Origin of the sequence: Candidatus Kryptonium thompsonii, from assembly GCF_001535985.1 — a bacterium.
Lineage (GTDB): Bacteria > Bacteroidota > Ignavibacteria > Kryptoniales > Kryptoniaceae > Kryptonium > Kryptonium thompsonii.
Genome location: NZ_CZVS01000033.1, coordinates 1 through 21,589, shown reverse-complemented (window position 1 = coordinate 21,589; position 21,589 = coordinate 1). Strand labels below are relative to the sequence as shown.

The window sequence follows — 21,589 nt, the reverse complement described above, 5'->3', positions numbered from 1 at the left end:
CTTCTACTTTTGTTTTTAATTTTATCCCCCGCCCTTTCCGAACAATACTACCGGTATTGTCTTTAAAATAATTTGCAAATCAAGCCAAGGCGACATATTCTGTATATAGTAAATATCCATCAATACCATATCATCAAAACTTGTCTCAGCCCTTCCATAAACCTGCCAAAACCCGGTACATCCCGGCAATACTTTATCTCTTTCGTGATACCACGGTTTGAACATCTCATATTCATAAGGTAGTACAGGTCTTGGTCCAACCAAACTCATTTCACCTTTTAATACATTTATCAATTGTGGAAACTCATCTATACTAAACTTCCTTAAAAATTTACCGACCGGAGTTATTTTATTTTTATCAACAACCTTTTTGCTTTTTGCCTCCCCATCGGGATGTTTTCCCTCCCAAATAAATCGTTTCATCTGTTCAATCCTGTTTTCATCTTTATCAGCACCTACATACATTGTTCTAAACTTATACATTTTGAATTTTTTCCCATCTTTTCCAATTCTTTCCTGCTTATAAAACACAGGACCTTTAGAAGTTGCCTTTATCAAAATAGCAATTAACAGGAAAAAGGGGCTTAACAAAACTAAAGCAAAAAGTGAAAGGACAAAATCAACTATTCTTTTTTGAATAAGAAAAACTTTACCATAGAAACCGCGTGTTAATGTAATCGTTGGAAAATCTACATATGCCTCTGTAGTTAACCTACTTGGAATAACTTTAAAAATAGACGATGTTAATCTAACTGTGCTCTTTGTTTTTTTAGCTTCGGAAATTATTTCAATTAACCTCTCATGAGTTATATTATCAATCCCAATTATCACCTCGTCAACATCATATTTTTCACAAATTTGAACAATATTTTCAACATCTCCAAGAACTTTATAGCCATTCCAAATACCACTTCCCCGCGAAATAAAATCATCTATAAAACCAACTACTTCTAAACCCAATTCTGGTTTAGCTATAATGTCGTTCAATATTCTCCGCCCAAGCTCCCCAGCCCCTATGATAACACATTTCCTCTTTAATGCCTTTAAATTCATAAAATGCTTTAAAAGGGACGGTAACAAAATAATCCTGTAAAGGGTAAATAACACAAACAATGACATAATAAAATATATCAATACCAATCGGCTTTCATATATTAACTCAAATTTTGATAAATAGCCAATCAATACATATAATAATGAGCCAATGAAAATTGATTTCAACAAATTCATAAATTGGGGAATACGTGTGGAAAAAACATTTATTCTGTACAATCCATTCCATTGAAAAATAAAGACAAGAAAGAAAGAAAATAAAATAGCAAATAAAAATTGAAGAGAGGCAAAAAAGTCAATTACATTTACAAGTTCTCTAAATAATACCACCGATATAAAAAAGGCGAAATTAATCACAAACAGATCAATTAATAATAAAGCATATTTATATTTAGGAAATCTTAACATTTCCTTCTAAAAAATTCACGTATTTTTTCTGCTACATATTCTATCTGCTCATCTGTCAATTCCGGATAAATCGGTAAAGAAAGCCCACTTTCTGCAAGTTGTTCAGATACTGGAAAGTCCCCTCTTTTATATCCGAGTTCTTTGAAGCATGGTTGTAAATGAAGTGGAACTGGGTAATGTAGCCCTGTCCCAATACCGTTTTCATTTAGAAATCTTTGCAATTTATCTCTCACTTCTTGTCTCTTATCCGGCTTTGAATTAACCTGTATAACAAACAGATGATATACATGTTTCGCGTAAGGCATTTCAACCGGAAGCTTTATTTCCTCTAAGTCAGACAATAGCTCTCTATATCTACTTGCAACCCGTCTTCGCTCTTCAGTCCATTTTTCAAGATATTTTAATTTAACTTTAAGAACAGCCCCCTGAATGCTTTCCATTCTATAATTGTGACCAAGCAAAACATGTGTATATTTTTTCACCGAACCATGATCTCTAATCATTCTAAATTTTTGGGCAAGTTCATCATCATTTGTTGTAACAGCACCCGCCTCACCGTAAGCGCCAAGATTTTTACCAGGATAAAAACTAAATGAGGCACATATTCCAAGACCGCCGACTTTTCTGCCTTTATATTCAGCCAAGTGCGCCTGAGCAGCATCCTCAACAAGATATATATTATATTCTCGTGCAATTTCAATCAACGGATCAATATCAGCTGGCTGTCCATAAAGATGAACTGCTACAATGGCTTTTGTTTTTTTATTAATGACATTCTCAACTTTTTCAGTATCAATGTTGTAACTTTCTGGATGGCAATCAACGAAAACCGGTTTTGCTCCACAAAGTGTTGCCCCCCACGCGGTTGCAATAAAAGTATTTGCCGGTATTATAACCTCATCGCCAGATTTAATACCCAACGCCCACAAGGCAATATGATTACCATCGGTTCCAGAACTCAGTCCAACACAATGCTTAACATCATGCATTTTCGCAAATTCACTTTCAAACTCTTGAACTGGCTTCCCAAGTATAAAGGATGTGCTTTCAAGAACCTCAGTTATAGCCTTGTTAATTTCAGATTTGATTTGCTTGTATTGAGCTTTAAGGTCAAGAAAAGGGACTTGCATTTACTGTTAATCTCTTTAATTTTCAAGTTTATCCAAAATTATCTTAACGAATTGCTCACGAACCCCACAATTTAATTTCTTTAAACTCCTATTTATTTTCTTTTCTATTTTAATCTTTTTTATATCACTAAGAGTTCTTATAAAAGTTAATCTGCCATTTCTTGATAACTCAAGGTCAATCGCTGCTGGCTTACCAGTAAAAATGCTATAAGAAGGTGTCCCAAGCACAGATGCTTCCCGAACCATAGTTCCACCTCCTGAAATTACAGCATCTGAATAATAAATGAGATTCGGACCATCTAACGGTACATCGGGAATAAAAATTTTATTTTTGAAAACTTTTAGATAATCTAAATCTTCTTTAGTCCTTGGTATTAAGACAACATAACAGTCATAATTACAAATATAATCAAGAGTTTTTCTATAAACGATTTCACTAAATTCATTATGATAATTTGCATGACGAGCGGGTGGGCGAATTGTTATGAGTGGTTTCTCTTTAATATTCTTGAAAGGTAAATTCTTTAAAAAATTCTCATCTGGAATAAAATCACAAAGGTAAATTTCCTCCTTTATTCCATCATAATAACTAAACTTTGAATCTGGAAACATATTGCGCAAAACAGATGGAATAACAATCCAATTACTGAGGTGCTTAATTATAAATAATTCTGTATGCTCATAATCAAAAGCAGATATTACTGGTACATTAAGCGCTTTCGCAGCTATAATACCAGCCCTCGCTCCGTGATTAACCATTAGATCAATCTTAAAACTTTCAAGAGCCTTATATAAACCATATGCGCGTTTTAAAGTTGCTAAAATCTTTTTCATTTTAGATCTTCCGCCGTGACCATCTACCCGTATATACGGAATTTTATACTTATCAAGCAAAGGTAATGTTTGGGCAAAATCCCTAGCTGTTACTATAATATCATATCCCTCGTTTTGTAGAATTTTAATTATGGGAGCAAATAAAAGAACATGAGGTGAATTATCTATATCAAACCATATTGACTTCATAGCTACCTACTCAAACAACTTTTCAATTAAAATCTTAACAATTCTTTCGCTTGCTTTTCCATCCCATAGCTCTGGTATTTTCCCATTCTTAAAATTACCATTCAAAATTTCCATTATATACTTAAAAGCCACAGTAATATCCTCCCCAGAGAGTACATTTGTTCCAATTTCAACGGTAACTGGTCTTTCTGTTGAATTTCTTAAAGTAATACACGGAATCCCTAAGTATGTCGTTTCCTCTTGAATACCCCCGCTATCGGTTAACACAAAAGCCGAATTCTTAATTAAAGCTATAAAATCTATATATCCGAGAGGTTTAGTTGCTATAATATTGTGATTTAAAAATTTCAATAAGTCATACTTTTCAAGATTTTGAGCTGTTCTTGGATGTATTGGAAAAACTATCCTTTTATATTCTGAAATATCCACGAGAAGATCTATTATTTGCTTTAACCTTTCTTTACTATCAACATTTGAAGGTCTATGGAGAGTAACAACTCCATACTGAGACGGTTTAAGAGAAAAAAATCCAAGAATTTCCGACCTTTCTACTTTTGGCAAATAACTTATCAGGCTATCAATCATAACATTACCAACAAAAAAAATCTTTTCATCTGGAATACCTTCTCTTTTTAAATTTTTTACACCACTTTCTTCACTAACAAAAAGATAATCAGAAATTGCATCTGTTAAGATACGGTTGATTTCCTCAGGCATAGTTCTATCAAAACTCCTCAAGCCAGCTTCAACATGGGCTACTTTAATACCAAGTTTAACAGCTGTCAAACTACACGCAATTGTTGAATTAACATCACCAACAACTATAACCAAATCCGGTTTCTCACTTATCAAAATTTTCTCAAACTCAATCATTATTCGCGCAGTTTGAACTGCATGGCTACCACTTCCCACTCCAAGATAAAAGTCCGGCTCTGGAAGCTCTAAATCTTTAAAAAACACATCAGACATATTACTATCATAATGTTGACCTGTATGACAAATCTTATGAATAAGAGGAAAATCCGAATGCTCTCTCAAGAAATTCTGAATCGCTCTATTAATAGGAGCTACCTTCATAAAATTTGGTCTTGCTCCAACTACAGAAATGATCTTTTTCATCTAAAAACAAAGGTATTTACTTTTTACTACCACCGAATATGCTAGACAAGCAATTGCATTAAAAAAATAAGCGTTACTCCAACGCATATAAGATGTTTTGTGCGTGAAAAATCTGTTTTTTTGATAATAAAAAAATCCCTTACCAGAATATAAACTCTCCAATGCGTAATTTAACGCATTAATAGCCCTATCAATATACCCAAAACGTGTTAAAGTTAAAATCGATTGAGCTACCTCAGTTGCATCTACAGGATAAAATCGTCTTGAAAAATATTTCGGTTTACCGTCCGGCATGAAAAGCTTTTCAAGATAATACATTAACCCTTTATCCAAATATATCTTATACTGATTTCTACCTGAAAGTTTAATAAAATCATCTAATGCATCAAGAACATAAGCGGTATGGAAATTATCAACCCACTTTCTTGCGTCTCCCTTTGAGTAAAACCATGAACCATCATCATTCTGATTATTGATAACAAACTTTACAGTTCTCTCTGCCTCTTCTAAATAATATTGATCTCCGGTAATTTCGTATACTTGGGTAAGAAGGCGCGCTCCTTTCATTGTAGCATTATAAACCTTTTGATGGTCATTAGGTGAATAACTAAAACAAAATGTCTCCCCCTCATATGTTCGATTCAAATCATTCAAAACAAATTTAGCTGAACTTATTAAAATTTCTTTAACGCTTTTGTCGGAATAAGCTTTATAGTATACAAATAATCCATTAGTTATTAACCCAGTTGCTACTATGGTTGGTGTATATGCTGGAATTTTGGTGTATCTTGCTTCCCAATCAAAATTGTAACCCCAACAAAAACCACTATATCCTTTTGAACTTAAATTAACTAAAATATCTAATAAACTTTTTATCTCATTCAAGTAAAATTCTTTTTCTTCTTCATTTATCATGGAAAGATACGTATATGCTTGTATACATAAACCCAGTGTTACAGGATTTATCCCCTTTTTTATACCCAACAAACCCCTAAGATTAATAGGTATTCTTCTGAAAATTTGCTGAAAAGCAAAACGGATAAACTTATTCGACCTTAATATTGGCAATTTAAATAACGGAGAGTTTAATCCATCATAAGGATCATAACCTGCATAGCCTTCTCTCCTAATATAATCCCTAAGCGAAAAAAGAACCCTCATAAATTTTGAATCTAATTCCATCACCTACCGATTTAAAGATATATTACAGCTCTATTTTGGTAAGATTCAATGATTTTAAATGTTAAAAAGGTGGTTTTATAGATTGAATCAAAACTTAATTTTGGCTTTTCTTCACCCCTTAAAACTTTGAGGAAATGCTCCACTTCTTCTTTATGTCCCTTACCAGTGTTAAATTTAACTTTTTTCTTTTTACCAGCAGAATATAATATAACTCTTTTAAAATCATCCATCACCGCAACCAACCCGCCAGAAAAAACTTCACAATATTCCTTAGGCAGAGAATTACTTCCATTAGATAAATACAATAAGTTTGCAACAGAACCATTGTTATAACTGATGGTCACCACTACATTTTCCTCCAAACGCTTTGAGTTATTACTATCGGATGATACTGCATAAACAGATACGGGTTCGGAATCTATTAGATAGTCAAAAATATCAATGAAATGACATGCCTCCCCAATTATTCTTCCTCCTTGTTCCCAATCTTGCAACCAAGAGTTCGGTGATACAGAACCAGCATTAATTCTATAATTAATAACAATGGGGTCTCTACTTTTTGAAATGAAATCCTTTATCAGCCCAAATTGTTTTGAAAATCTGCGATTGAACCCTACCATTAAATGAACATTGGACTCATCGTATAACTTCTTAATTTCATATAATTCGTCTTCTCTAACAGTTAGTGGCTTTTCCACGAATATATTTTTCCCATACTTTAGAGCTTCCTTAACATAAAATCCGTGGGAATCATGATGCGTTACTATGAACACAGTATTTATATTTTTATCTTCAAAAATCACCGATGGATCACTTGAATATTCAATAAAACCAAACTTTTCTGCCACGGACTTTGCATTTATCGGTTTTCTTGTCGCAACATTTTTCAAAGTAACTTTATCTTTCAAATACGGCAGAAGATAAGATTGTGCAAAATTACCCGCACCAATAAAGCCAACAACAATATCACTTATTTTATTTTCACCCTTAATATTTTTTCTAATGCGAACAAACTCTTTTTTCGGCTCCTTATTATATTCAATCAAAATCCCAATGTACGGCTCGTCTATTTTACCAGTAATTAAGTCATATGCCTTTAGCCCCTCTTCAACTGGAATTTTATGTGTTATTAATCTACTGAAGCTAATTTTACCCTCAGACAATAGTTGAATCACCGCTTCCATATTTCTTTTTTCCGTCCAACGAACATAACCAAAAGGATAATCAATCCCCTTTTGTTCATAGTCAATCTCATATCTTCCAGGTCCATACGAGCATGAGATAGTTATTTCAAGTTCCTTTTCGTAAAATCCTGTTCTAGGTATATCCATTCCGGTAACACCAACAACTACAACTCTTCCTTTCTTTCTTGCAAATGAAATCGCCTTCTCAATAGGTTCATTGGAATTTGTGGCAGTAGTAATTATAATAGCATCAGCCCCATAACCTTTAGTAAATGATTCAACGACCTTTTCAATGTAACTATCAAACAATGCCACTTCATCGCATCCAAACTCTCTTGCAAGATTAAAGTTTCTCTCCGATATATCAGTTCCAATAACACGACATCCACTTGCTTTAAGCAATTGAACTGTAACAAGACCTATCAATCCCAATCCAATCACCACAACATTTTCACCCAAATTTATCTTTGCTTGCCTTATTCCTTGTAAAGCGATTGCACCTATCGCAATGAAAGATGCCTCTTCAAGAGAAACATTATCAGGGACCTTAACTGCGAGATTCTTTGGAACAAAGATTAGCTCAGAATGATATGCATACCCAGCGCAAGCTACCCTATCGCTTGGTTTAAATTCATCAACATTTGACGCAAGCACAATTCCAGCTGAACTATAACCCAGTTCTTTATAGTTATCAAGCCGATTCATAACTTTCTTATAGGTTGCGATTAAACCCTCACGTTTTATATTTTCCAAAACCTGCTTAACGAGATCTGGTCTCATCTTTGCCTTCCCAAATAAAGACGCCTGAGCGGTTTTAACCGAAGTTCTCTCGGTCCCCGCACTAATCAGAGAATAATAGTTTTGAACAAGGATACCTCCTGGAAACATCTTTATATCCGGTAAATCCTCTACAGATATCTTTCCCGTCTTTTGATATTGAACTATTTGAAACATATTAATCTTTGATAACTCTTATTATTTCATTACACAAATGAGTAACCCAAAGTATATCTTCAGCAGGATAAAAAGGACCTTTATTATTCAAAATGTTTTCCTTTAGCGTTAAATACATTTTGTAATGTCCTTTGTCTCTTCTCATTCTTTTATAACGTATTTTCCTAAAATTATTTATTATCTCTAATTCCCTATAATCACGAAGTTTTATTGTTGTATTATTAAATCTAATCTCAAAATATTCTTCAACGCCATAAAAATCACTACCAATATCTGTTACTATAATCTCAGCCAAAATTTTATCTTCCAACTCAAAAAGTACCGTTGCATTTCCATCATCTCCAATAACTGAAAAATTAATTACATTTTTACCCGTTAAAAATCTAAGCAGATCAATCCAATGCGTCCAATTACCAGTTACTCGGGTTCCTTGATTTGACCAAAAATACCAGTGGGTTTTTGGAATCTTTAATTCTTTAACAATAAAAGTAATATGAACCTGACCTTTTGAGTCCTTTAAAGCATTACGAATAACTTGAGTAAATAGAGCATGTCTCCTGTTATAACCAATATCAATGAAAGCTCCTTTAGCTCTAAGTTCAAACAAAATGTTTGCATCTTCATTAGTAACTGCAGCGGGTTTTTCTATAAAAACTCTTGCGGTTGGATTGCAATCCAAAACCATTTTAGTCATCCATGCATGATCTGAATGATAGGTAGCAATAATAACTAATGGATTTTTCACTCTTGCGATTTCATCCATAATATCTTCAAACCTATCATAAATTGGAAAATCAAATTTAAAATATCGCCTTATAGCTCTAGCCTTATAATCCAAAGCAGCTATTATATCTTTTTTAAAAAAAGTGTAGTGCATATTCCCGCATATATCCACCAAAACCCAAAATAAAACAACCGTTATCTCTTAGAGAGATACGATTACTTAATATGGCTGTAGATTCAATCTTAGTTCTACAAATAACAGTATAAATTTCAGGAAATGGAACTAAATATTGATTATCCTTTAAAATTCCATTTACTAATTTTTCCTTTACATCATCAGGGCAAGAAGGAACTGGAAGATAATGTTCAAATATATCTAAAGTTTCTGTGGATAAATATATTGAATTAATTCCTATATCATCAAATTTTGATTTAAAAAACATAATTTCCTCAGGTTTAAAATACCCCAAATCTCTGGTAAAGCAAAAAAAGATATTTTTATCATACTTAAATTTCATTATCACAAGATATTCACCTTTTAAAATTTTTCTCTCAATTAATTTATTTTTTGCCTTATTAATACTTAAACCGATACCTTCTATCACCAAAAACTTTATAAACTTTTTCAATGTATATCCCCTTAAATCAAACAGGTCGTTAAACCTTCTTGGGGGTATAAGTTTTATAGCAACCGGTAAAACTTTAAGATATCTTAATTTTTCTCCAAACAATAAAACAATTAATATCTTTCTAAATTCATAAATATGCCTTTCTATCGTATAAAATTCTCCAAACCTCTTCAAAGAATTCATCCCGAAACTAATCCTCAGATCTCTGTTATTAACTAATTTTAATATAGCATCCGCGAGTTGCCTAATATTCCTTTTTTCTACAAGTAATCCGTTAACTCCATCAATAACTGTCTCATCAATCACCCCAACATCTTTAGTTGATATAACAGGGCAACCACATGACATTGCCTCAAGAATTACAAGTGGTTGTCCCTCATTCCAACTTGGGAAAACGAAAATATCCGTATTTTTCAAAAGCTCAAATTTATCTTTTTCTTCCTTTATTTCACCAATATAATTCGCCACATCACCAAGTTCTTTCAAATAATTACCAAATCTAATTTCATGCTCTCTCAAGCTCAAACCCGTTACAGGATCATCACCCAATTTCCCAGCAATATTAACAATAAATTTAGTCCTTGTACTTTTCTTCACAATCTTTATTGCCTCAAGTAAATCAAATATACCCTTTGATTCACGCAAGTTTCCCAGGTAAGTTATTCTAACTACCGACTCATCATTCTTAGTGCTACGAATTTTATCTTCGTTAAATTCCCACTCTATGAAATTCGGTAAGACAAAAATTTTATCGGTGGATAACCACTTCTCAAATATATATTTTAGCTTTTCCCCTAAAACTATAGCTCCGTCAACGCGCTTCATTGTCAAATCTATGAACTTTTGATACAACCAAGATGATTCCTCGTAAAACTTCAGGAAATATGAACCATGCAGGTGAATAAGAATTTTGGCTTTAAATACACTTGAAATTAAAATAAATAAACCATCGCGAAAATAAGCCCAATGATTTTGGGATATTGGGATATAGACCACATCTGGTCTAACAAATATTAGATAATAAATCAATTTAAACAATGACCTCAAGCCAGCATATACATTTGCAAAGTCAAATCTACCCAAGTTGGTTAAATCATCTCTTTTATCTGATGTGTCAACAACAAATACTTCCAAATCTTTTTCTTGAATAAGTTTCTTTCTCAACTTATCAAGATATATCGCGCTCCCATGGTAAGGAGGGGGAAATGAACCAACGATTAATATTTTAATCTTTGAATATTCCATTACTCTCAACTGCATTTTTAACATTAAGAGCTATAAACAAACATATTCCTATCCATATCCAAAAAAATGTTCCATGATAAGGACCTTCTAAAGTAACATTAAACATTGCAAACATTGAAACAGATATAAAATTGGAGAAAGATATTATGAGTAAATTCTTTATCTTTCCTTTGGCTTTCTTGTAAGTCTTTCTAACAATTATAAAAAAAATTGCCAAAAATAAAGTAAACATAGCAAATCCAACCGCTCCAGTTCTAACTAAAATAGACAAGAATGAATTATGTGGATCCAACCTTAGTGAACTTCTAAAAAGAATTTCTCTGGGATTGTCACTCCAAACCCACCAAGGAGCTAAATTACTTAACGAATAGTTAAAACCAACTCCAATTGGATTTTCTAAAAAAACTTTTAATACATTGTTCCAGTAAAGATATCGCCAGTTGGAATTGGGATCAGATAATTTATAATAAACCAAACTTTCAAAATTTTCTGATATTTTTCGTACGATAAAAGCAAACGCGCTTTCAGAAAAAGTAATTATAACAAACGACAAACCGAAGAATGAAATCAATAGTGCCGTAATTAATTTAAATTTTATTTGCCCTTTATATAATAAAATCAATAATAATACGCTACCTATTAAAGCCATAAATGCGCTTCTATGACTTGAAAGAACTACAAAAATCAGATTAAGTAAAAGAAAGAACAAATATTTTAAGTCCCTATACTCTATTAAAAAATAAAATGAAATTAAAAAAGAAAAAACAGCAAATAAAGAATGATGTCCACCTATAATTCCACCATCTTCTGGAATAAATGTTTCATAACCGATAGCATAAAGAACGATTACGACAATATTTCTTAAAACACTAAAATATAAAATAGACTTGAAAATTGCTTCTATTTTTTTTGCACCCTCAAAATTTAGAACAATCAAAACGATATAGACAAAAATGGAATAATAAACCAAACTAAAATTTCGTAAAACAGTTAAGATATTATCTTCAGATGTTACAGATGGTTTAAAGAAAAGTAAATCGTAAATTAACCTCAATAGTCCCCAAGATTGATATGCAAATAAAAACAACAAGGCAACATTTATTATCCCGTTTTTAAAAGTAATTAATTTTCGCCCAAGCGAAGCCCTAACCATAGAACTCAAAATTACAGACAACATAATAAGCTCGGTAATGTAAATAAATCCAAACTTTATATAGGTAAACTCACGAGCTAAAGTTGCCACTCCTGTGACCCAAAAGACAAATAATAGATACACCAAATCTTTCCTGAACAAAGGATAAAGTTTAAACAAATATAAAATTACAAAAGGCAATAATATATAAAACAGTTCACTCATTTTCTATAAGGTATTAATTTACCCCAAAAAAGCGCTGAAATAATTGCTCTTATAATTTTTGCCGTTAGTTTAAATTTAAATCTCAAGATAAGAAACTTGCTGAACTTAATGAATATATATACTGGATAAATTAATCTGAGAAAGAAACTATTAAACTGAATATCTGAATATAGACGATAAATGTAAACATCACTAATAGTTTTATGTTTAATCTTCGGATGCCTAAATATGCTATCTACACAAACCCCCATTTTATAACCTGCTTTTTTCAACCTCATTGCATATTCAACTTCATCACCCCATATAAAAAGGTCTTTATTCGGAAACCCAACTATAGAGATTACGTCTTTCTTAATTATAATTGAGTTGAAGAAGTTCGGAATACCATAATATATACCATTTTTTGCGTGTCTTTTGACTTCTTCAACATTTGAAAAATAAGTTCTTGGGATAAAATTTCCCAGAGAATCAACTACCCGCAGTTTCCATGTTAATTCGGAGGAATTATCAGAGGCTACAACTAAAGAACCAACAATATTTAAATCATTAGTGCATTTATACAAATTCATTAAACAATCCTTCTCAGGCAAGCCATCATCATCCATTAACCACAACCAGTCATAGCCTCTCTCATATCCTCTTTTGACTCCTTCATAAAATCCACCAGCGCTACCTGTATTTTCATACATTCGGACATAAAATACATTGATAGGATTTCCGTCAACCAAGTTGCTTATTTTATGTTCAATTTCATAAGGTTCTGAAAGATTGAAAGGAGGTAATTCGGGGATATATCCGTTTTCTTTTAAAACTTCGGGAGTTCCATCCGTAGATGCATTATCTATGATGTAAATTGCATCAACTGGTCTTGTCTGCCTCCTTATCGCTTCAAGACATTCCAAAAGGAGATTTTTTCTATTGTAAGTCACCACAACGGCACAAACCGTATTGTCTCTCATCTATGTTAAAAATTTTTGTTTTATACACTTGAATAAACTATCTCATTTTCAAAAACACTCAATGCCCTTGCAACTATTTGATCCATGTTATAATACTTGTAATCCGCTAGCCTACCAACGAAATGAACAACGCCATTTAACTTTTTTGCCTCGTTGGCATATTTTCTATATACCTCAAGGTTTTCTTCCCTGGGTATAGGATAATATGGCTCGTTTGCGCCAATTTCGTAAGCTTCGGGGTACTCATATGCCACAACAGTATAAGGATTAACTTGACCAGTTAAATGTTTAAATTCAGTTATCCTTGTATAATCATACTCATTAGGGTAATTTACTTGCGCTACCTCCTGGAAAAACTCAACATCATATCGCTCAAACTTAAATCTTAAACTCCTGTAAGGCAATTCTCCATACATATAATCAAAGAAATAATCAATTGGTCCAGTAAAAATTAACTTGTCAAATTTTATAAAGTCAATTATATCTTTATAGTCAGTGTTAAGCAAAACATGTATATTTGGATGGTTTATCATTTTCTCAAACATCTTTGTGTAGCCATGTTTTGGAATTCCCTGGTATTTATCTTGAAAATATCTATCATCTTTACTAATAAATATTCCAGGAACCCTAGCTGTAACTCCTGGATCAAGTTCTTCAGGCTTCAAATTCCATTGCTTTAAGGTATATCCATAATATATTTTCTCATAAATAAATTCCGCAAGAACTTTTAACTCGCCTTCCGCGTCTTCAAGGAATTTTAAGATGGGTATTTTAACACCATATCCATATTTTTCAATAAGAAGTTGCTCAAGCTTTTCAGCATATCTTTCAGGAAATATCATTTTGAGAGAATTTAAATTAAAAGGCACTGGAATTTTTTTTCCATCAACAACAGCAAGAACTTTGTGATAATACAACCTCCACTCCGTAAACCTTGAAAGATAATCCCAAACTTTTTTACTATTTGTATGGAAAATATGAGGACCATACTTATGAACAAGGATCCCATTTTCATCATAATAATCATAGGCATTACCAGCTATATGATTCCTACGTTCAACGAGTAAAACTCTTTTTTCAAGTTGTGTTGCTATTCTTTCTGCTAATATACAACCGCTATATCCTGCACCTACTATTAAATAATCAAATCTCACGACTTTTTACTACTCCTGTTATAAACCTTGAATAAAATTTAAAGTCAATGATTTTTATTCCTTTTGCTTCAAGCAAAATTATAAATGCGCTCGTTATATATATTTCAGTTATCAGCCATGAAACTGAGCTTCCAATTTCCGCCAATTTATGATCAAGCAACACATTTAAAAGCAAATTTATAATAGATCCTCCCATAACCACTTTAAAAAAATCCTTATCCATTTTCAAGTTTAAAGTCGTTTGAATTCCATAAAGATTTGAAAGACCAATGATAAACGGGAAAAAGGATAAAATTCTCACGACATTAATTGATGGCAAATACTGATCTCCTAAAAAAACCTTCACTAAGATAGGGGCAAAAATAAGCAAAAAAATACTTGCGGGTAAGGTGAGCGCAGTTACGATAACACTGAACTTTTTTATATATTCAATACCTCTATTCAAATCGTTTCTTAAAATTTTCCCCACATGCGGATATAAAGATTGAGCCAAAGGAGCCAAAACCAAAGTTTGGAAAACCAAGACAAGCTTACTCCCAGAGGCGAAATATCCGACATTTTCATGTGGAGCGAAAAAACCCAGAATAAATGTATTTGATATCGTATAAAAATTTATAAAAACAAGTGAAATGAAAACCGAAAAACCATTTTTCAATTCACGAAATATATCTTCTAACCTGGGCATATTTATTTTCCAATCAAGCAATTTTAAACTATACATTAAGGCAAGCGTTCCAGCAAAAATTTGACCCAAAGACATTAGCAGTGGAACGAGATAAAAATCGTTTTTATTCCTTAAAAAAATAAAAATCCCTATTGTAAAAAGAAGCTTTACAATAAAATTAAAAATTGAGGTAATATAAAGTTTTTCAAGCCCTTGAAAAAGCCATGTCGGAAACAAAACGTAACCAGCCACAATTAAATATGAGACAATAAATACGAGGATATTTTCCCTAAATTTTGGTATAAGGAAAATTAAACTCGTGAAAATCAAAGTGCAAAGCGTGAACAAAAATGCTTTCGTAAATAAAACATTACTATAAATTCTTACAAGTGTGTTTTTATTATCTCTATTTGATGATATTTCTCTCGTCGCGCTTAGATCAAAGCCATAATTTACAACAAGCAAAAAGTAAGTAGCAAATGCCTGAGCAAAAGAAATTAAGCCAAATTTATCTGGACCTATAACACGAACGACATAAGGTATCGTGATTAACGGCAAAACATAATTTGCGAACTGCAAAATTGAGAGAGAAAAGATGTTTTTCAGCAAAATTTTATGCTCTGGATGTGAAATAATATTTCTCAGTTTATTAAACACTTACGCCTTTACCACCTTTTCATTTTTATCCTTTATCAAACCACGCGTATCAACAACAAGATTTGCATGTCTTACTATGAAATCTGGGTCATAAACGGAATGATCGGTAACAATGACAACGCAATCGTACTTTGAGAGATTTTCCTCGGTCAAAGGAACCGATCGTTTGCTGTTTGCCTTATATTTCCTCGTCTTGGGTAAAAGAGGAATATAAGGGTCGTTATAATCAACCACCGCTCCCTTCTCCTCAAACAACTCCATCAATTTAAATGCTGGTGACTCACGAGCATCATCAACATCTTTTTTATAAGCTAAACCAAGCAACAATATTCTCGCTCCTGAAATACTCTTCCCTTTCCTGTTTAACGCCTCAATCGTCTTTTGAACGACATAGTATGGCATATATGTATTTATCTCACCTGCAAGCTCAATAAACCTCGTTTGAAAATCATATTCCCTTGCTTTCCAGGTTAGATAAAAAGGGTCTATGGGGATACAGTGTCCCCCAAGCCCTGGTCCTGGGTAAAACGCCTGGAATCCAAATGGTTTTGTCTTTGCTGCTTCTATAACTTCCCAAATATCAATCCCCATCCTGTCAAAAAGCATCTTCAATTCATTTACAAGCGCTATGTTAACAGACCTATAAATGTTTTCAAGCAGTTTTACCGCCTCAGCTGTCCTTGTTGTTGATACAGGGACAACTTTTGCGACAACTTTGGAATAAAGTGCCTTTGCCACCTCAAGACATTTTTCTGTATATCCACCGACGACTTTCGGTATGTTTGACAGCGAAAATCCTTTATTCCCCGGGTCTTCCCTCTCTGGAGAGAAAGCGAGGAAAAAGTCAACGCCTGCTTTTAAACCGCTCTTTTCAAGGACAGGTCTTAAATCCTCATCCGTAGCCCCAGGATAAACGGTTGATTCAAGAACGACAATTTGACCCCTGCGCAAGTATCTTGATATTGTCTCCCCTGTGTTAAGGACGAAGCTCATATCCGGCTCACGATACCTATTCAAAGGCGTAGGGACGCAAATTATAATAACATCAACTTCACTTAATTTTGAAAAATCGGATGTCGCTTTGAACTTGCTGTTTTGTTTTATCGGTGTTATATCAATGTGCTTTATATAGCTTTCACCCCTGTTTAAAAGATTGACCTTTTCATCGTCAATATCAAAGCCGACGACATCAAAGCCGGCTTTTGAAAAAGCAATCACAAGAGGGAGACCCACATAACCAAGCCCTATGACACCTATCTTTGCGGTCTTTGAGTTAATTTTTTCAATTAATTCAATATGTAAATCGGATGACATTTAAGCCCCAACTTTTTTACTTTGCGTGCTACCGCCATTGCGACCCCATAATAGGCTCGCTGGAATAAAACATTGATATGTGTAAGATTAACAACATGAACCTCTTATATAAATATAAAAAATAAAAACGTGTTTGTCAAGTCAATCAACATGAACCTAGTATAAATATAAAAAATAAAAACACACATTGTCAAGTTAAACAAACACATTTATTACATCCGCTTTAAAATCAAAACCTTTACCTACCTGTTCACTCTATTTCCAATTGTTTCACACATTGGCGTTCGATATCAAACCAAAATATCATTTTAGACTAATGAAAAAACTTTTATGAAACAAAACATTTTTCATGAAAAAAAATAAATGTTAAACTCATAACAAAACGCTTCTATACTATTCAAACAACTATTTGCTGTACTCACTCAAATCTATTAAAATTTAGCTCTGATAACTAAATCTCTCGCGACCATCTTACTAGTAAATGCTGAATAACTTAACATATAGAAAAGATATTCGCACCTATAAACGTAAACATGAGAGCAGTGGATTTTAACGTAATAATTTATAAGCCTAAGCTTGCTTTTATAAGGATTTGTGATTGTTCATTCTAACTCTTCCGGATAAGGGTCTAAATAAGCTTGTGAAAGCACATAGCTATCTCCAAATCTATAAGCCCAGCTTCTAAGAATTTCCCTTGGAACGCTTATCGGTAGTTTCCCATTTTTAAATTTTTCCAAAACCTCCAAAAAATGCTTCTTTTCCCTACTTGTTAAAAAGTCGGATAAATGTCCCAAAATATGCATAAAAGTGTTTATATGAGATCCAGCATGAGGTTTCTTACTTAGAGCTTTTTTAAAAAGAAGACCATACTCGGATTTTATACTTTCTAAATCTTCTTTGCTTCTGTATTGAGCCAAGAGTCTTCCCATTTTCTTTAAGAGCATAGGACTGAATGACAAGAGCATGTATTTATAAGTTCTGTGAAAGTTCATAAGTTCGGTTATCGTTTTTAATTCTTTACTAAAAACTCGCCAATGCGCAAGTGAAAAAATACGCGTTAAAAATAAGTCCCTTAGCTGTGGGTTGCGAAGTCTACCTTCGTCTTCTACTGGTATATCTGTATAGGTTTTTAAAACCTCCATCGCAAAAAGCCCTTTGCCTTTTGTGTAAAATTCTTTCCCCTCTGTGTCCTTATATACCGTAGTATTTGATACTCCGCAAGAGGGAGATTTACTCTTTAGCAAAAAACCATCCACTTCCTGCAAAGATTTTATAAAGTTATTTGAAAATGCAAGTAATTCTTGGGTTAAGTCCCTTCCCGTGGTAGGTTGAAAAACACCGTAGGTATTATTCTTTACGTATACAATTATTCTATCCCTAGGTATACCAAGACCTATGCCAACTTCAGGGCAAACAGGCAATATCTCACAATAGTTCCTAAGCTTGATAACAAACTCATCTTTTATAGTGCCTCCATCATATCTAACAGGCTGTAAATCAAGGCAAGCACTTAAAACCAAAATAGGTTTTTCGAATTCTCTCATAAGTTTTGACCCTTAATATTTGTTCTGCAAACAAGCCTAGATTTATTTATATTTCAACTTTACAATACTCACTCTCTCATAATGGTTAACTATTGGCTTATGATATGGTAGATTATACGTTAACGGATCATGGAGCTGGTGGCATGGGAGATTTTTTAATTCTGGGATATATTTTTTTATATATTCGCAGTTAGGGTCAAATCGCTTAGCTTGTAGTATAGGATTAAATATCCTCAAAGGGTTAGGGTCTGCTCCTACTGAAGCAATCCACTGCCAGTTTCCTATATTCACCAACTGGTCATAGTCTATTAAATGGTGTTTAAAAAATTCCTCACCTATCCGCCAATCTACGAGCAAGTCCTTTGTTAAAAAGCTTCCCAAAATCATTCTAACTCTGTTGTGAATCCACTTTTCTTGAATAAGTTGTCTAATGCCTGCGTCTATAATGGGATAACCAGTGCTTGCGTTGAGGAAGGCATCTATAAATTTTTGATTGTTTTCCCATTGTATATTCCTTCTCTTTTCTTGAAACTCTAAATCTTTTGTCCACGGGAAGTTTAGCTTGATATGATACCAAAATTCTCGCCAAGCAAGTTCTCTTAAAAAACTTTCACTTTCCTTGGACCTTTCAAAAATTTCCCTGATGGAGATAATCCCAAATCTTATACACGGAGATAACTTCGAAGTACCATCTAAATAAGGATAATCTCTGGTTTTCTCATAATTCTTGAAATCGAAACTTTTTAATCTCTCTTTACAGTCTTGAGGTTTGAAGTATACTGTATCTATTTTCAACTGGCTTATTAATTCTTTTGGGTCAAAAGTTTTTAAGTCTATGATAGGTATGTTTTTTACTTTCACATCGGTTCTTTCCAAGTCAAGATATTTAAGCCAATCTTTGTAAAAACTTGTAAAGACCTTTTTAGGAGGTATGAGTTCGGGATTTACCAAAAGTCCATCAAAGACTTCTATGAACTTTACATTGTATAGTGAACATAGATTTTTAACCTGTTTTACCCTTTCCTCACCATCCCATGAATAAGCTTTTTGGGTTATTACAGCGTCGGGCTTTAATTCATCCAAAAGCCTTTTGAAAATTTCTAATGTTTTTCCTTTAAAGGTGTAAACTTTTATACCAATGTTCTCTATAGCATTTATTATATAAACTAAGCGCTTATCGTAAGACATCAAATCAGCAAGAATCTGATCGTCAAAAATGAACACTGGAATAATCTCTTTGTAATTCTTCGCTTCTTCAAAAACCCTGTTATCTTCTACTCTCAAATCCCTTTTTAGCCAGACTATAGCTCTCATTATTCATATTATCTAATTTTTTTTAAATGACCATACCAACATCTACGTGCAAGATTTACAAAAATAAATATACAATAAATTCATTCACTTTACCAATACCAATGGAAAATCCATTCCCTTTGAATCAACCACAGGGAATTGTGCTTCCTGTTTGTATCTCTTAGTTATCTCAGGAAGTTGTTCTTCAACATACCCCATAAGTTTACGAACAGTTACAATGTTTGTTCCTCCAGCCGCTTTGCCCTTTAGTCCCTCAAGAAGGGTGTATGTGAACACCCCATGCCCAAGGTCCTTTACCTCTGCTGCATACTGCTCTTTAGTAGATGCTGCTATCACATGCACCCCTGTTGCCCTAGATAGCTGTGAGAGCGCTTTCCTATCCTCAAATCCCCTGAATGCTAAAAGCGCAGCCCCTGATTTACACGCATCTATAAGCACAAGTATCTTCTGAGCTTTTGTGTTCCTTATTAGAACTGAAAGCTCATCAGAGGATATCCCCTTTGTCTGCACCTCCACTTCCCTTTCTGGATATGTAAGTTCATGAGGGATGAAATACCACCTGTCATTTATAGTCTCTCCATGCCCCGCAAGGTAAATCAATACAGCATCCTGTGGGTTCGTATTTTCAAGCTCTTTGAGTTTTGAAATGATATTTTCCTTCGTTGCCTGTTCGTTGTAAAGTTCTATATTGTCTCCACCTTCTTGAATAAATCCTTTCCTTTTACCTTGAAGAATTCCACTATTCCCCTTGCATCAGGCTCAGCATAGTTGAGATTGAGAGCAGGGTTTTTATATCTATTTATTCCGACTGCAAAGACATAAAGCGATACATCCTTTGCTGGAGAAGCAAGCCTTACTGTAATTTCATAAGGGTTTGACTCTGTCCTATCCTTGCTGAAGCCAACCGCTCTAAATATGTTTATGCTATCAACAAGGGTCACGGTATACGTCTTTATTATCTCATTTTCACTAGAAGCTAACTTTATCCCTCTTTTGTCTTCTCCAACTACCTTGCCATTATGATAAAGCCTTATCTCATCTATGCCTCCACCAGTATCCTTTGCTCGGATAGTTACAGTTATTACGTCTGTATTAAATACAGCGTTCGGTTCAGGTGAGATTATACTCACATCGGGCGGAGTTAAAATTCCCTTTCTTATATCAACAACAGCTTCGACCTTTTTACCTTGAAGCACAGATGCAACATAAACAGGGTTGAAAAACTTCTCAAAGAAGTTGTCTATGGAATAGACATTGTTGCCAACTCTGACATTCAAATACTTTGCTCCATTTGGTGAAGCGTTAAAGTAACCTTCTGGTGTGATGACAATCCATTCACCGTCGGTGAAACCCACCATCTGAGCAATTTCCTTACCTGTTGCGATGTCCCATAAGCGGGTTGTGCCATCATGACTACCAGATACAATCATTTTACCATCAGGTGAAAAGGCTACGGACCAAACCCTATCACTATTTCCTTTAAATGTTCTTATTTCCTTACCAGTAGAGACATCCCAAAGTTTAAGAGTGTTATCATCACTTCCAGATACAAATGTTTTACCATCAGGTGAAAAGGCTACAGATGTGACACCACCACTATGTCCTCTAAATGTTCTTATTTCCTTACCAGTAGAAACATCCCAAAGTTTAAGAGTGTTATCAGCACTTCCAGAGACAAATGTTTTACCATCGGGTGAAAAGGCTATGGATGTGACATCATCACTATGTCCTCTAAATGTTCTTATTTCCTTACCAGTAGAGACATCCCAAAGTTTAAGAGTGTTGTCAAATAACCCTCCACTTCCAGATATAATTATTTTACCATCAGGTGAAAAGGCTACGGATGTGACATCACCACTATGTCCTCTAAATGTTCTTATCTCCTTACCAGTAGAGACATCCCAAAGTTTAAGAGTGTTATCAGCACTTCCAGAGACAAATGTTTTACCATCGGGTGAAAAGGCTATGGATGTGAC

Annotated in this window: 17 protein-coding genes; all 17 read right to left on the bottom strand. The window is 33.7% G+C overall.

All coding sequences use genetic code 11. From position 1 onward, the window contains the following. Positions 1-21: 21 nt before the first annotated feature. Complete coding sequence (locus AWW78_RS05610) at positions 22-1,461, bottom strand: sugar transferase (RefSeq protein ID WP_075426140.1); 1,440 nt, start codon at positions 1,459-1,461, stop codon at positions 22-24. Beyond that, positions 1,455-2,591, bottom strand: a complete 1,137-nt coding sequence (locus AWW78_RS05605; protein WP_047133293.1) for a DegT/DnrJ/EryC1/StrS family aminotransferase — start codon at positions 2,589-2,591, stop codon at positions 1,455-1,457. The genes AWW78_RS05610 and AWW78_RS05605 overlap by 7 nt, the downstream gene beginning before the upstream one ends. A gap of 15 nt (positions 2,592-2,606) precedes the next feature. After that, positions 2,607-3,614: a DUF354 domain-containing protein gene (locus tag AWW78_RS05600; RefSeq protein WP_047133292.1), complete on the bottom strand. Its 1,008-nt coding sequence runs from the start codon at positions 3,612-3,614 to the stop codon at positions 2,607-2,609. 6 nt (positions 3,615-3,620) lie between these two features. Beyond that, a complete protein-coding gene (wecB, locus tag AWW78_RS05595) occupies positions 3,621-4,733 on the bottom strand; it encodes a non-hydrolyzing UDP-N-acetylglucosamine 2-epimerase (protein WP_047133291.1) in 1,113 nt (370 codons plus the stop codon). After that, entirely contained in the window at positions 4,734-5,915 is a 1,182-nt protein-coding gene (locus tag AWW78_RS05590) for a hypothetical protein (protein WP_082359550.1), read from the bottom strand. A gap of 11 nt (positions 5,916-5,926) precedes the next feature. Then, positions 5,927-8,053: a bi-domain-containing oxidoreductase gene (locus AWW78_RS05585; RefSeq protein ID WP_047133290.1), complete on the bottom strand. Its 2,127-nt coding sequence runs from the start codon at positions 8,051-8,053 to the stop codon at positions 5,927-5,929. Position 8,054: 1 nt separating this feature from the next. Next, positions 8,055-8,930, bottom strand: a complete 876-nt coding sequence (locus tag AWW78_RS05580; protein WP_141653897.1) for a Gfo/Idh/MocA family protein — start codon at positions 8,928-8,930, stop codon at positions 8,055-8,057. Further along, positions 8,911-10,665, bottom strand: coding sequence for a glycosyltransferase family 4 protein (locus AWW78_RS05575; RefSeq protein WP_176696232.1), 1,755 nt, complete (start codon positions 10,663-10,665; stop codon positions 8,911-8,913). The genes AWW78_RS05580 and AWW78_RS05575 overlap by 20 nt, the downstream gene beginning before the upstream one ends. Further along, the gene (locus tag AWW78_RS05570) at positions 10,631-11,893 is read right to left on the bottom strand and encodes an O-antigen ligase family protein (protein WP_159420990.1); all 1,263 of its coding nucleotides are present in this window, start codon (positions 11,891-11,893) and stop codon (positions 10,631-10,633) included. The genes AWW78_RS05575 and AWW78_RS05570 overlap by 35 nt, the downstream gene beginning before the upstream one ends. Positions 11,894-12,003: 110 nt before the next feature. Further along, entirely contained in the window at positions 12,004-12,966 is a 963-nt protein-coding gene (locus AWW78_RS05565) for a glycosyltransferase family 2 protein (RefSeq protein WP_075426139.1), read from the bottom strand. 20 nt (positions 12,967-12,986) lie between these two features. Continuing rightward, a complete protein-coding gene (glf, locus tag AWW78_RS05560) occupies positions 12,987-14,120 on the bottom strand; it encodes a UDP-galactopyranose mutase (protein ID WP_047133286.1) in 1,134 nt (377 codons plus the stop codon). Continuing rightward, positions 14,110-15,441, bottom strand: coding sequence for a flippase (locus tag AWW78_RS05555; protein ID WP_047133285.1), 1,332 nt, complete (start codon positions 15,439-15,441; stop codon positions 14,110-14,112). Before AWW78_RS05555 ends, glf begins: the two co-directional genes overlap by 11 nt. Next, positions 15,442-16,755: a nucleotide sugar dehydrogenase gene (locus tag AWW78_RS05550; RefSeq protein ID WP_047133284.1), complete on the bottom strand. Its 1,314-nt coding sequence runs from the start codon at positions 16,753-16,755 to the stop codon at positions 15,442-15,444. It lies immediately after the preceding gene. Between the two features lie 602 nt (positions 16,756-17,357). Beyond that, positions 17,358-18,299 (bottom strand): YbgA family protein, encoded by a 942-nt coding sequence (locus AWW78_RS05545; protein ID WP_047133283.1) that lies wholly within the window; start codon positions 18,297-18,299, stop codon positions 17,358-17,360. A 42-nt stretch (positions 18,300-18,341) separates the two neighbouring features. Continuing rightward, positions 18,342-19,613, bottom strand: a complete 1,272-nt coding sequence (locus AWW78_RS05540) for a cryptochrome/photolyase family protein (RefSeq protein ID WP_047133282.1) — start codon at positions 19,611-19,613, stop codon at positions 18,342-18,344. 84 nt (positions 19,614-19,697) lie between these two features. Further along, entirely contained in the window at positions 19,698-20,300 is a 603-nt protein-coding gene (locus AWW78_RS05535; RefSeq protein ID WP_333783399.1) for a caspase family protein, read from the bottom strand. Continuing rightward, on the bottom strand, positions 20,297-21,589 hold a 1,293-nt coding region (locus tag AWW78_RS05530), incomplete at its 5' end, for a WD40 domain-containing protein (RefSeq protein ID WP_141653896.1). The genes AWW78_RS05530 and AWW78_RS05535, both read right to left, overlap by 4 nt.